Genomic DNA, 14,052 nt, shown 5'->3' on the forward strand with positions numbered 1-14,052 from the left:
ATCCTCCAGTTGAGGTCTCGGTGCAGGATAGCCGAACTCGAACCAATCCCGGTGTGGGATAACGGAGACGGCGGAGGAAAGGGCTCCGATAACGAAGGGAAAAGCCAAGGAAAGGTGAGGGTGTTAGCTTTTCTCGCAGAGTCCACGAACCGGGTCGTCAATCCGAAATGCGGAATCCGGAATGGAAAGGATTGACATGGAGAACTCTTTCATTCCCATTCCCGGCAAGGCCGCCGCGGCCGTCGTGGACATCGCGCGCCGTCTCGACATGGCCGTCGGCGCCGTGCTGCTCGGTGTCCACGCCAGGGTGGTCGCCGCGCTCACCGGTGACGAGGACGTACTCACCGGCTGCGTCGGTCTGGACGGCGGGCGGGACGACGAGGGCGTCGCCCGTCCGCTGCCGTACCTGCTGTCGCTGCCCGGCGGGTCCTGGGAGCGGCTGCTGCACACGGTTGCCGCCGCGCGGCCCGTGGCCGACGCACGGACCACCGTGACCACCGTGCTCGACCTGACCGGTCGGGTGCCCGACGCCCTGCCCGCCGGAGTGACGCTGTGGACCGGCGTGGAATGGGACGGCCCGACGCGGCGACTGAGGCTGTGTCACCAGGGTGCGGAGGGGCACCGTGTCACCTCCGCCGACCGACTGGCCGGCTACTACCTGGCCGCCCTCGGGGCGCTCGCCGACGATGTCGGGGCCCCTTACCACGAGCAAGGTCTGCTCTCGGTCGAGGAGCTGGACGAGCAGCGGGCCCATGGCACGGGACCGCTGCGGGAGTTGCCGGACAAGCGTCTCCACGAGCTGTTCGAGGAGCGGGTGCGCCGCCATCCCGACGCCGTGGCCGTCCGCCAGGGCGAGACGTCCCTCACCTACGCCGAGCTGAACCGGCGCGCCAACCGCATCGGCCACGCACTGCGGGCCCGCGGCCTGGGCGGAGGGGATCGCGAGGACGTGGTCGCCGTGGTGACGGAGCGGAACCTGGAGTGGGTCACCGCGGCCCTCGCGGTCTTCAAGGCGGGCTGTGCCTACCTGCCGATCGAGCCGCACTTCCCGCCCGACCGCATCGCCGCCATGCTCGGCCGCAGCGGCTGCGCCACCGTGCTGACCGAGCGCGCCAGTGACGAGGGGGTACGCCACGCGGTCACCGCCGGCCTCCACGTCGAACTGCTCCACCTCGACGCCGTCACCGCCGACGAGGACGCGGACCTGGGTGTGCCGGTGGCCGCCGGGCAGCTCGCGTACATCTACTTCACCTCCGGCTCCACCGGCGAGCCCAAGGGGGCCATGTGCGAACACGCCGGGATGCTCAACCACATGCTCGCCAAGGTCGAGGACCTCGGCCTCGGGCCGGACGACGTGGTCGCCCAGACCGCGCCGCAGTGCTTCGACATCTCACTGTGGCAGCTGTTCGCCGCCTTGCTCGTCGGCGGGACCACGGTCGTCGTCGAGCAGGAGGCCGTCCTGGACGTGCGCCGCTTCGTCACCACGCTGATCGAGCTGGACGTGACGGTCGCCCAACTCGTCCCTTCCTATCTGGAAGTGCTCCTGACCCATCTGGAACACCAGGCCCGTGACCTCGGCCGGCTCAGCCGTGTCTCGGTCACCGGCGAGGCGCTGAGCAGGAACCTGGTCGTGCGGTGGTTCGCCGTCTACCCGGGCATCGCCCTGATGAATGCCTACGGCCTGACCGAGACCTCGGACGACACCAATCACGAGGTCATGCGCCGGCCGCCCGGGACCGGGCGGGTACCCCTGGGCCGCCCCGTCCGCAACGTCACGGTGGCCGTCGTCGACGAGCGGCTGCGGCCCGTGCCGACCGGCGCGCCCGGCGAGATCGTCTTCTCCGGGGTGTGCGTCGGGCGCGGCTACATCAACGACCCCGACCGCACCCGCCAGGCCTTCCTCGTCGACCCGGAGCGGCCGGGGGAACGGCTCTACCGCTCGGGTGACTTCGGGCGCTGGCTGCCGGACGGACGGCTGGAGTTCCTGGGCCGCCGGGACGCCCAGGTGAAGATCCGCGGTTTCCGTGTCGAGACCGGTGAGGTGGAGAACCACCTGCTGCGCGTGCCCGGGATCTCCGAGGCCGCGGTGGTGGTGGTCGACGCCCCCGGCGGGCGGGGCCTCGCCGCGTTCTACGTGGGCACCCCGACGGTCGCGGAGGTCCACGACTCCCTCGCGGCGACGCTGCCCGAGTACATGATCCCCGACGCGCTCCACCCCCTGGAGGCCCTGCCTCTCACCGAGAACGGAAAGACCGACAAGAAGGCTCTCGGCGCGCTCTCGGCCCCGCAGCCGGTCGGGGGACCGGGCACCGTGACCGCCGAGCCGCTGCTGACCGTCACGGAGCGGCGGGTGGCCGAGGTGTGGGCGCGCGTGCTGGGGGTCACCGCGGAGCAGGTCGGCCGCCGGGACAACTTCTTCGAGCGGGGCGGCACTTCGCTGGCCGCGCTGAGGCTGGTGCTGCAACTGGACCAGACCGTGACACTGCGTGAGGTGACCGCGCGGCCGGTGCTGGCCGACCTCGCCGCGGCGATCGACGCGCGCGGCACCGGCGTCGAGCGGGCCGAGCCGGTCGCGGACTGAGCCCGGCCGAGTCCCGACAGCCCGACGCCGTCACGCCCGGGCCCGGCAGAAGGAGAGACCGCAGATGTCGTCACCCACGAAAGACGGGAGCGACGCCCTCGTCGTGGAACGCACCGAGGGCAGACCGGCGCTGGCGCATGTACGGCCCGGCCCCGACGCGACGGCGTGGTTGGTCGAGCACCGGGAGGCCGTCCACCGGGCGGTCGCCGAGCACGGCGCTCTGCTGCTCCGGGGCTGCGGCTCGCTGGAGCCCGGCGTCTTCGCCGGGATGGCGCGGGTGCTGCTCGGCGAGACGATGGTCGAACGGGAGGGCTTCGCCCCGCGCGACCGCTTCCCCGGCGGGGTGTACTCCGGCTCCAAGTGGCCCGCCGACCAGCCCATGTGCATGCACAACGAGCTGAGCTACGCGCTGCGGTTCCCCCGGTTCCTGCTCTTCGGCTGCGGGGCCGCTCCCGAGACGGGCGGCGCGACCGCGCTCGCCGACACCGCGCGCGTGCTCGCCGAGCTACCGCCCGAACTGGTCGAACGGTCCGCCGCGGTCGGCTGGGAGCTGCGCCGTGCCTACCGCGACGAGGTGGGCGTGAGCCTGGCCGACGCGTTCGGCGGTGGAGGACGGGAGGAGGCGGAGGCGTACTGCCGGGCCCACGACATCGCCTTCTCGTGGGCGGGCGACGGCGAGTTGCGCACCCGCCAGCGCCGCCCGGCGACGGTACGGCATCCGGCCGACGGGCGACGGTGCTGGTTCAACCAGATCGCCTTCCTCAACCACCGCACGCTCGACCCGGACGTGCGCGACTATCTGCTGGCCGTCTACGGCCCCGACGGCCTGCCCTTCGACACCCGCTGGGGAGACGGCGAGCCGATCGGCGAGGACGTGGTCGAGGCCATCCAACTGGCCTACGAGAAGGCCACCGTCCGTGAGCCCTGGCGGGCCGGTGACCTCCTCCTGGTCGACAACATCCGGGTCGCCCACAGCAGGGATCCGCTGAGCGGGGCGCGCCGGGTGCTGGTGGCCATGGGCGCGCCGACCGCACTGGCCGAAGTCGCTGACAACCCCTGAGAAGGAGCCCGTTACATGCCGTCGCACCATGCCGTCCCGTCGTTCTCCGTGATTCCCGGGCAGCAGGTCCACACCGTCCTGACCGGCGCCGAGAAACAGGTGGTCGAACTCGTCGAGGCCGGATACCGGCTGCACGCGGAGGGCCGGACCGTCAATCCGCCCTCGTACTTCCTGACCTTCCCCGACCGGCCCGGCTCGCGCATCATCGCGCTGCCCGCCTCGCTCGGCGGGGACGCACCCGTGGACGGGCTCAAGTGGATCTCCAGTGTCCCGGCCAACATCGCCTCGGGCCTGCCACGGGCTTCGGGCGTGCTGATCCTCAACGACCCAGTGACCGGGTACCCGTACGCCTGTCTGGAGACCTCCATCATCAGCGCCGCCCGCACGGCCGGCTCCGCGGCGCTCGCGGCGGCCACGCTCAGCCGGCCCGGCGCCCGGCCGCGGCGGATCGGTTTCGTCGGCACCGGCCTGATCGCCCGTTACATCCACACCTACCTGGTCCGCGCCGGCTGGGACTTCGAGGAGACCGGCGTCCATGACCTGAGCGCCGAGCACGCGCGGGGCTTCTGCGGCTACCTGGAGCAGGCAGGGGTCGACGGGCGGCGGATCGTCGTCCACGACCGCGCCGAGGACCTGATCCGCGGCTCGGACCTGGTGGTGTTCGCCACCGTCGCGGGCGAGCCGCACATCCACGAGCCGGAGTGGTTCGCCCACCGCCCGCTGGTACTGAACATATCGCTGCGTGACCTCGCCCCCGAGGTCGTCCTGGCCGCGGCCAACTTCGTCGATGACCTGGACCACTGCCTGCGGGCGAACACCTCGGTCCACCTCGCCGAACAGCGCACCGGCGGGCGGCACTTCGTCGACGGCACGCTCGCCGACGTTCTGGCGGGCCGGGTCGAGCCGCCCGAGGACAAGCCGGTCGTCTTCTCGCCGTTCGGGCTCGGGGTGCTGGACCTGATCGTCGGCGAATTCGTCCACGAGCGGCTTCGGGAGACAGGCCGGCTGGCCTCCGTGGACGGCTTCTTCCACGACCTGAGCCGGCACGGCTGACGATGCGGCTGATCCATGACCCGCAGGAATACGACCCGGAGGACGTCTATGTGGACCTCCAGCCGATTGTCGGCCGGCGGCTCCATCTGAAGTGCGAGGGATTCAACTTCGCCGGCTCCATCAAATTGAAAGCCGCCATGGAGATGGTGGTGACCGCCGAGCGCGACGGCGACCTGCTCCCCGGTTCCGTCATCGTGGAATCCTCCTCGGGAAATCTCGGTGTCGCACTGAGCATGGTGGCCGCCAACCGTGGTTACGCGTTCGTCTGCGTGACCGACATCCGGTGCAACCTCGCCACCCGCCGCATGATGGAGGCGTTGGGCGCCCAGGTGCACATCGTGACCGAGCCGGACCGTGAGGGCGGCCTCCTCGGCGCGCGCATCGAGCACGTGCGCCGCCTCTGCGCGGCCGACGACCGGTATGTGTGGCTGAACCAGTACGCCAATCCGAGCAACTGGCAGGCGCACTACCGCACCACGGCACCCGCGATCGACCGCCACTTCTCCGATTTGGACGTGCTGTTCGTCGGCGCGGGCACGACCGGCACGCTGATGGGCTGCGCCCGCTACTTCCGCGCCAACCGCCCCGACGTCAAGGTCGTCGCGGTGGACGCGGTCGGGTCCGTGGCCTTCGGCGGCCCCTCGCTGCCACGCCGTATCCCCGGCGTCGGTACCGGCGTCCGCCCTCAGCTGCTGGACGAGGCGTACGTGGACGACGTCGTCCACATCACGGAGCCGGAGACCATCGATGCCTGTCACCGGCTGGCCCGCCGCGGCTTCCTGTTCGGCGGGTCCACGGGGACCGTCGTCGCCGGGGCGCTGAGCTGGCTGAGGGACCACCGGCCGGACGGCGAGGTCGGCGCCGTGGCCATCTCACCCGACCTGGGCGAGCGATATCTCGACACCATCTACAACGACTCGTGGCTGCGCGAACAGTACGGCGACGGCTGGGAGATGCGCGCCGAACCGCTCGCCGATACCAGCGGAAATGAACTTGATAACGAAGCAAAAGATCATGTCGATACCGTCAGTTCATTGAATTCCGCTCTGCGGTGACATCGGTTTACTTTCCCGTACTTTCTTACGTGGGCGGCAAGGTGATGACAGCAATGTCCGGCTCAGTCACGCTCGTGGAAATGTTTGAGGCACAGGTGCGGAGCACTCCCGACGCACCCGCGCTGACCTGTCGTGGCACCGAGCTGACCTATCGAGAGGTGCACGAGCGCGCCAACCGGCTGGCCCGCCTGCTCGCCGGCCGCGGTATCGGCCCCGAGCAACGCGTGGCCGTGGCGCTGCCGCGCTCCACCGAGGTGGTCGTCGCGCTGCTCGGCGTGGCGACGGCCGGAGCGGCCTACCTTCCGGTCGACCTGGCCTACCCCGTGGAGCGGATCCGGTTCATGCTCCGTGACGCGGAGCCCGCGCTGGTGCTCACGGACCGGGCCTCGGCCGCCCGCCTCGGCGACACGGCCGGACCCGTGCTCGTCCTGGACGCCCCCGAGGTCGTGGCCGAACTGTCCCACCAGCCCGCCGACCCGCTCCGCGACAAGGAGCGGGTCGCTCCCCTCGCCCCCGCCCACGCGGCCTACTCCATCTACACCTCCGGTTCGACCGGCACCCCCAAGGCCGTGGTGATCGAGCACCGCGCGCTCGCCGACTACCTGGCCTGGTGCCGGCGGACCTACGACAGCCTGGGGGGAGTCTCGCTCTGGCACTCCTCGGTGTCGTTCGACATGACCGTGACCTCGCTCTGGTCGGCGCTGGTGAGCGGCGCCCGGGTCGAGATCGCCTCGCTCGCCCCCGCCGAGCAGGGCGCCGACGACGTCGCGGCCCCCTCGGCGGGCTGCACCTTCCTCAAGGCCACGCCGAGCCATCTGCCACTGCTGGATGAGCTGCCCGAGGCGTACTCGCCCACCGGTGAACTGATGCTCGGCGGCGAGGCCCTCCTCGGCGAGACGCTGCGGCGCTGGCGCGACCGGCACCCCGACGTGACGGTCATCAACGTCTACGGTCCCACCGAAGTGACCGTCAACTGCGCCGAGCACGTGCTGCGTCCCGGCGATCCGACGCCCTCCGGCGTCGTACCGCTGGGCCTGCCCATGCACGACACCCGGCTCTATGTGCTCGACGCAGAGCTGCGTCCCGTGCCGCCCGGCACCGTCGGCGAGCTGTACGTCGCCTGTCCGGGGCTGGCCCGCGGCTACCTCGGCCGACCGGGGCTGACGGCGGGGCGCTTCGTCGCCGACCCGTTCGACGAGGACGGCGGCCGGATGTACCGGACCGGGGACCTGGCCCGGCGAACTCCCGACGGGCTCCTGGAGTTCGCCGGCCGAGTGGACCACCAGGTCAAGATCCGCGGGCAGCGCGTCGAACTCGGCGAGATCGAGGCCGTGCTGGCCGCCCACCCCCGGGTCGCGCGAGCCGTCGCGGCCGTACGCGAGGACCGGCCCGGCGACCAGCGGCTCGTCGCCTACCTGGTGCCGCGTGAGAGCACATCCGCGACCGGCCCCGACGAGTCGACCGGGCTGCGAGAACACGCCGCCGCGGAACTGCCCGCGTACATGGTGCCCTCGGCCTTCGTCGTGCTGGAGGCGCTGCCGCTCACCCCGAACGGCAAGCTCGACCGCGCCGCCCTCCCCGCCCCCGGGGCCCACGGCGACGGCGGCCGGATGCGCAGGGCGCCCGCCACGCCGCGCGAGCGGGAGCTGTGCGCGCTCTTCGCCGACGTCCTCGGCGTGCCGCAGGTCGGCGTCGACGACGACTTCTTCACCTGCGGCGGCCACTCGCTGCTCGCCGTCCGCCTCGTCAGCCGAATACGGTCGGAACTCGGCGCGGAGCTGCCGCTGCGCGCCGTCTTCGAGGAGCCGACCGCCGCCCTGCTGGCCGACCGCCTGGACACCGCGGCCCGGCCGCCGGTGGCCCCGCGGCCGCCACGGTCCCGCCCCGAACGGCTGCCGCTGTCCCCCTCCCAGGCCAGGCTGTGGTTCCTGCACCGGCTCCAGCCGGACGCCGCGCTCTACACCATGTCCCGGGTCGTCCACCTGACCGGGCGGCTCGACCGCGCCGCGCTGCGCGCCGCCTTCGGCGACCTCGTGGCCCGCCACGAGAGCCTGCGCAGCCTCATGACCGAGACCGACGGTGTGCCCCACCAGCGGGTGCTCGACCCGGCGGAGGCATCCGCGGCGGTCCCCGTCGCCTTCGTCGACACCACACGAGAGGCGCTTCCCGCACTGCTGGCCACCCGAGCCCGGCACGCCTTCGACCTCAGCCGTGAGCTGCCGCTGCGGGTGACGATCGCGACCACCGGACCCGACACACACGTCATGCTGCTCGTCAGCCATCACCTCGCCATGGACGGCGGCTCCGTCGGCCCGCTCGCCCGCGACCTGTCGGCCGCCTACACGGCGCGTCTGGCCCGGCGCGCGCCCGCCTTCGAGCCGCTGCCGCTCCAGTACGCCGACTACGCGCTCTGGCAGCGCGACGCGCTCGGCGCCGAGAGCGATCCCGCGTCCACGGTCTCCCGGCAACTGACCCACTGGCGCACGGTGCTGGCCGGGCTGCCGACCACGGTCGCGTTGCCGCTCGACAGGCCTCGGCCCGCCGTGGCGAGCAACCGCGGTGACACCGTCCCCTTCACGCTCGACGCGGATCTGCACGGCCGCGTCGCCGCGCTGGCCAGGCGCACCGGGACGACCGTCTTCATGGTGATGCACGCCGCCATCGCCGCCGAACTGACCCGGCTCGGGGCCGGCACCGACATCCCGGTCGGCACCGCGGTGGCCGGACGCGGCGACGCGGCCCTGGCCGACTTGGTCGGCTTCTTCGTCAACACCCTGGTGCTGCGGACCGACACCTCGGGTGAACCGAGCTTCGCCGAGCTGCTGAAGCGGGTACGCCGCACCGACGTCGCCGCCTACGCCCACCAGGACGTGCCGTTCGAGCGTCTCGTCGAGGCCGTGAACCCCGAACGTTCGCCCGCCCATCACCCGCTCTACCAAGTGATGCTGACGTTCCGGGAGGACGACGAAGGGTCGTTCGCGCTCCCCGGTCTGACCAGCCGGCTGCTCGGCGCCGACCCGGCCGGCGTCGGCATCGCCAAGTTCGACCTGGCGTACGACGTGTGGGAGCGGCGGCAGGCCGATGGCCGACCGGCCGGCATCGAGGGCAGCCTGGAGTACGCCGTCGACCTCTTCGACCGGGTCACCGCCGAGCGGATCGCGCTCCGGCTCGTCCGGCTGCTGGACGCGGTCACCGCCGACCCGGACCGGTCCATCGGGGACATCGACATCCTGTTGCCCGAGGAGCGCCACGCCGTCCTGGAGGAGTGGAACGGCGCGTCCCACCCGGTGCCCGAGGCGACCCTGCCCCAGCTGTTCGAGAAGGCCGCCGCCCGTTGTCCCGGGTCCACGGCGGTGATCTGTGGCGAGGCGCGGCTCGACTACGCCGAGCTGGAGCAGCGCGCCAATCGGCTGGCCCGCCTGCTGGTGGCCGAAGGGGCCGGACCCGAGCGGTTCGTCGCCGTCGCCCTGCCCAAGTCGGTGGACCTGGTCGTGGCACTGCTCGCCGTGGTGAAGGCCGGCGCCGCCTATCTGCCGGTCGAGCCCGGCTACCCGGCCGGCCGCATCCGCACCATGTGCGAGGAGGTGCGGCCGGACCTGGTCGTCACCCGCACCGGCCTCGCCGACGTCTTCGCGGGCATTGGCACCGGTGCCCGCGTGCTGCTCGACGCGCCCGGGACCCGGGCGGCCCTTGCCGCGGCGGACAGCGGCCCGCTGACCGACGCCGACCGCCGGGCCCCGCTCACCCCCGCGCACCCGGCCTTCACCATCTTCACCTCCGGCTCCACGGGCCGGCCCAAGGGCGTGGTCGTCGAACACCGCTCCCTCGCCGCGTATCTGGCGTGGTGTCACCACGCCTACGGCGCTGCCGCCGACCGCTCGCTCGTCCATTCGCCCGTCGCGTTCGACCTGACCGTCACCGGCATCTTCGCCACCCTGACCTCCGGCGGATGCGTCGACCTCGTGGAGCTGGACGGCGGCAGGACCGCGGACAGCCGGTCGGGGGCACCGCGCCCCACCTTCGTCAAGGCCACCCCCAGCCACCTCCACCTGCTGAACGAGCTCCCCTCCGCCTTCTCCCCCTCCCGGCAGCTCGTCCTCGGCGGTGAGTCGCTCCTCGGTGAGGTGCTCGACGTGTGGCGGGCACGCCATCCGGACGTGACGGTCATCAACGAGTACGGGCCGACCGAGACCACGGTGGGCTGCATGGAATACCGGATCGCGCCCGGCGACGCGGTCCCGTCCGGCGTCGTCGCGATCGGCCGGCCCGTCTGGAACACCCGGATGTACATCCTCGACGCCGCGCTGCGCCCCGTCGCGGTCGGTGTGACCGGCGAGATCTACATCGCCGGCGCGCTGGTGACGCGCGGCTACCACGGTCGGCCGGGGCTGACGGCGGGGCGCTTCGTCGCCGACCCGTTCGGCCCGCCCGGGGGCCGCATGTACCGCTCGGGCGACCTGGCACGGTGGCGCGCCGACGGCCAGATGGAGTTCGCGGGCCGCGCCGACGGCCAGGTCAAGCTGCGCGGCCACCGGATCGAGCCCGCCGAGATCGAGGCCGTCCTCGACGGACATCCGGACGTCCGCCACACCGCCGTCGTGGTGCGCGAGGACTCCCGGGGCGAACGTGCCCTGGTGGCGTACGTGGTACCCGGCCCGGCGGGCCTGACCACTCGCGACCTGACCGACCACGTGGCCGCGCTGCTGCCCGAGTACATGGTGCCCTCGGCCGTCGTACTCCTGCCCGAACTGCCCCTCACCGCGAACGGGAAGCTCGACCGCACCCGGCTGCCGGCTCCCGACGCCCCCGTCGCCCCGGGCGGCCGGGCCCCGCGCACCGCCCGGGAGGAGATCCTCTGCGGCCTCTTCGCGGAGGTGCTGGGCCTCGCTGCCGTAGGACCCGAGGACGACTTCTTCGCCCTGGGCGGCCACTCGCTCCTGGCGACCCGCCTCGTCAGCCGCATCCGCGCGGCGACGGCCGCGGAACTGCCGCTGCGTGTCGTCTTCGAGACGCCGACCGCGGCCGCGCTGGCCACCTGGCTGGAGGGAGCGGAGGCCGGGCCCACCGCACTGCCGGAGGTGGCACGCGCCGACTCCGGTGCGAGCCGTCCCGCGCGGCCGCCTCTCTCGTACGTGCAGCGGCGGCTGTGGTTTCTCCACGGTCTCGAGGGTCCGAGCGCCACCTACAACGTGCCGTTCGCGGTTCGGCTCACAGGGCAGCTCGACGCGGACGCGCTGGAGGCGGCCCTCGGCGACGTGGTCGACCGCCACGAGGCGCTGCGCACCACGTTCCCCGACGCCGCCGGTGAGCCCTACCTCCGTGTCCACGCCCCCGGCCGGGCGCGGCCGCGACTCCACCGGGTCACCGCGAGCGAGGCCGGACTGCCCGCGCTGCTCGACGAGGCGTCGCGACACCGCTTCGACCTTGTCGGCGAACCCCCGCTCCGCGCCACCCTGGTGCGGCTGGACGCCACCAGCCACGTCCTGCTGCTGGTCGTGCACCACATCGCGATGGACGGCGGCTCCCAGCCACCGCTGGCCCGCGACCTGTCCGTGGCCTACGCAGCCCGGCGCGCCGGGCGCACCCCGGCCTTCCCGCCGCTGCCGCTGCAGTACGCGGACTACGCGCTCTGGCAGCAGCGCCTCACCGCGGGCGCCGCAGGGGACGCAATGGGCCGCCAGCGTGCCTACTGGTGCAGGGCCCTGACCGAGCTGCCGGAGCTGCTGGCACTCCCGGCCGACCGGCCGCGCCCGGCGGCCCCCAGCTTCCGTGGCGGCAGCGTCCCGTTCGCTCTCCGGGCCGAGCTCTGCCGCGAGCTCGGCGCGCTCGCCCGCGCCGAGGGCGTGACCGTGTTCATGATCGTGCAGGCCGCCCTGGCGGCACTGCTGACCCGCCTCGGAGCGGGCACGGACATCCCGCTGGGGACCCCGGTCGCGGGCCGCGGCCAGGCCGAGCTCGAATCCGTCATCGGACCGTTCATCAACACACTGGTGCTGCGCACCGACACCTCGGGCGACCCCACCTTCGGTGAGTTGCTGGCTCGTGTCCGGGAGACCGACCTGGCCGCCTACGCCCACCAGGACGTCCCGTTCGACCAGGTCGTCGAGGCGGTCAACCCGGCCCGCTCGCTCACCCACCATCCCCTCTTCCAGGTGATGCTGGCCTTCCAGAACGCCGGGGACGGCACGCTCGACCTGCCGGACCTCGCAGCCGAACCGGTGGAGGTGGACACCGGCGTCGCCAAGTTCGACCTGAGCGTGTCGCTGCGGGAGGACCGGGACGGGGCCGGCGGTATGACCGGCGAGGTGGAGTACGCGGTGGATCTCTTCGACCGTGTCACCGTGGAGCGGCTCGCGGACCGCCTGGAGAAGCTGCTGACCGGTGCCGCCGCCGAGCCGGGCCGGTCCCTCAGCCGGATAGACATCCTCTCGCCCGAGGAGCACCGTCGGCTGTCGGCGAACGGCACGGTCGCGATCCCGTCGTCCGACGGCGGCATCGCGGCCCGGTTCGCGGCGCGGGCGGCCTCCACCCCGGACGCCCCGGCCGTCGTCGCGGGCCGGGCCGTGCTCAGCTACGCCCGCCTCGACGAGCGCGCCAACCGGCTCGCACACCGGCTGATCCGCGAGGGCGTGGGTCCCGAGACGGCCGTCGCCGTCCTGCTGGAACGCTCCGCCGAGGCGGTCGTCGCCTTCCTCGCCGTGGCGAAGGCGGGCGGATACTACGTGCCGCTCCACCCCGGCCACCCGCCGGCGCGGACACAGCGGATGCTCGCCGAGACCGGTGCGGAGGTGCTCATCACCGACCGCCCCGCCCCGGAGCTGCCCGGCCTGCGGGTGACCGCGCTCCCCGTGGACGCCCTTGTCGAGGCCGAGCCGGGCGACGAGCGCGATCCCGGCGTGCGCGTCGCGCCCGCCCATCTCGCGTACGTCATGTACACCTCGGGTTCGACCGGTACTCCCAAGGGCGTCGCCGTCACCCAGCGGGACGTGGTCGCCCTCGCCGCGGACCACCGGTGGGGCCGGCTCGGCGAGAGCGCCCATGCCAGGGTCCTGATGCACTCCTCGTACGCCTTCGACGCCTCGACGTACGAGATGTGGGTGCCCCTGCTCAACGGCGGCACCGTCCTCGTCGCCCCCGCCGGGGACCTCGACGTGCCGGCGCTCGATCGGCTCATTCGCGAAGGCGAGCCGACCGCGGTCTTTCTCACCACCGCGCTCTTCAACCTCGTCGCCGAGGAACAGCCGGACTGCTTCGCCCCGCTGCGCGAGGTGTGGACCGGCGGGGAGCAGGTCTCGGCCGAGGCCTTCGGCAGGGTCCTGGCCGCCTGCCCCGAAACGGATGTCGTCCATGTGTACGGGCCCACGGAGACCACCGCGTTCGCGACCTGCGTGCCGCTTCGCCATCCGCACCCGGTCAACGGCACCGTCCCCATCGGAGACCCCATGGACGGGGTGCGGGCCTATGTCCTCGACAACGGACTGCGTCCCGTGGCGGACGGTGTCGCGGGCGAGCTCTACCTCGGCGGTGCCGGCCTCGCCCGGGGCTACCTCGGCCGACGCGCCGGCACGGCCGAGCGGTTCGTCGCCGACCCGTTCGCCGCCGACGGCAGCCGCATGTACCGCACCGGGGACCTCGTCCGCTTCGACCGCGACGGCCGGATCGAGTACCTCGGCCGGGCGGACCACCAGTTCAAGCTGCGCGGCTTCCGGATCGAGCCGGGCGAGATCGAGGCGGCCCTGGGCAACCACCCCGGCCTCGCACAGGTCACCGTCGTCGTCCGCGAGGACCGGCCCGGCGGCAGACGGATCGTCGCCTACGCCGTGCCCGCCGACGGGGCCGCCCGGCCCACGGCCGCCGAACTGCGGGAGTACCTGGCGTCCGTCCTGCCCCGGTACATGCTGCCCGCGGCCTTCGTCCTGCTGGACGCGCTGCCGCTCAACAGCAGCGGGAAGCTGGACCGAAGCCGGCTGCCGGTGCCGCAGACCGGCGCCGATGACCCCGCCGCCCCCGCCCGCCGGGCCCCCCTCTCCCCCCGGCAGGAGACCCTCCGCGAGATCTTCGCCGAGCTGCTCGGTGCGCCGGCCATCGGCATCGACGACAACTTCTTCGACACCGGCGGCCATTCGCTGCTGGCCATGCGACTGGTCAGCAGGATCCGCTCGGCCTGCGGCGTGGAGGTGTCGGTCCGCGACGTGTTCGAGCAGCCCACCGTGGCCGAGCTGGACTCCCGGCTCGACAGCGCCGCACCTGCCCGGCCCGCGTTGCTCCGGCGGCAGCACACGTCCACGCCCTCTTGAGGAGGC

General features: G+C 72.8%; 5 protein-coding genes. All 5 read left to right on the top strand.

What is annotated here, in order from left to right:
• Positions 1-196 precede the first annotated feature (196 nt).
• The 5 genes from ABKA17_RS03190 (at position 197) to ABKA17_RS03210 (ending at position 14,046) form a co-directional block, all read left to right on the top strand.
• Positions 197-2,581, top strand: a complete 2,385-nt coding sequence (locus ABKA17_RS03190) for a non-ribosomal peptide synthetase (protein WP_353690254.1) — start codon at positions 197-199, stop codon at positions 2,579-2,581.
• 64 nt (positions 2,582-2,645) lie between these two features.
• Positions 2,646-3,641, top strand: a complete 996-nt coding sequence (locus ABKA17_RS03195; RefSeq protein WP_353690255.1) for a TauD/TfdA family dioxygenase — start codon at positions 2,646-2,648, stop codon at positions 3,639-3,641.
• Between the two features lie 15 nt (positions 3,642-3,656).
• Positions 3,657-4,694, top strand: coding sequence for a 2,3-diaminopropionate biosynthesis protein SbnB (sbnB, locus tag ABKA17_RS03200; protein ID WP_353690256.1), 1,038 nt, complete (start codon positions 3,657-3,659; stop codon positions 4,692-4,694).
• A gap of 2 nt (positions 4,695-4,696) precedes the next feature.
• Positions 4,697-5,749, top strand: coding sequence for a 2,3-diaminopropionate biosynthesis protein SbnA (gene sbnA / locus ABKA17_RS03205; protein WP_353690257.1), 1,053 nt, complete (start codon positions 4,697-4,699; stop codon positions 5,747-5,749).
• A 74-nt stretch (positions 5,750-5,823) separates the two neighbouring features.
• Positions 5,824-14,046, top strand: a complete 8,223-nt coding sequence (locus tag ABKA17_RS03210; RefSeq protein WP_502994111.1) for a non-ribosomal peptide synthetase — start codon at positions 5,824-5,826, stop codon at positions 14,044-14,046.
• Positions 14,047-14,052 lie beyond the last annotated feature (6 nt).

This window comes from Streptomyces sp. RG80 (assembly GCF_040446465.1).
Classification (GTDB): Bacteria; Actinomycetota; Actinomycetes; order Streptomycetales; family Streptomycetaceae; genus Streptomyces.

Excerpts from the sequence above, each read along its gene's own strand:
- ABKA17_RS03190 (WP_353690254.1), top strand. The coding sequence starts at position 197 with ATGGAGAACTCTTTCATTCCCATTCCCGGCAAGGCCGCCGCGGCCGTC.
- ABKA17_RS03195 (WP_353690255.1), top strand. The coding sequence starts at position 2,646 with ATGTCGTCACCCACGAAAGACGGGAGCGACGCCCTCGTCGTGGAACGC.
- sbnB (WP_353690256.1), top strand. The coding sequence starts at position 3,657 with ATGCCGTCGCACCATGCCGTCCCGTCGTTCTCCGTGATTCCCGGGCAG.
- sbnA (WP_353690257.1), top strand. The coding sequence starts at position 4,697 with ATGCGGCTGATCCATGACCCGCAGGAATACGACCCGGAGGACGTCTAT.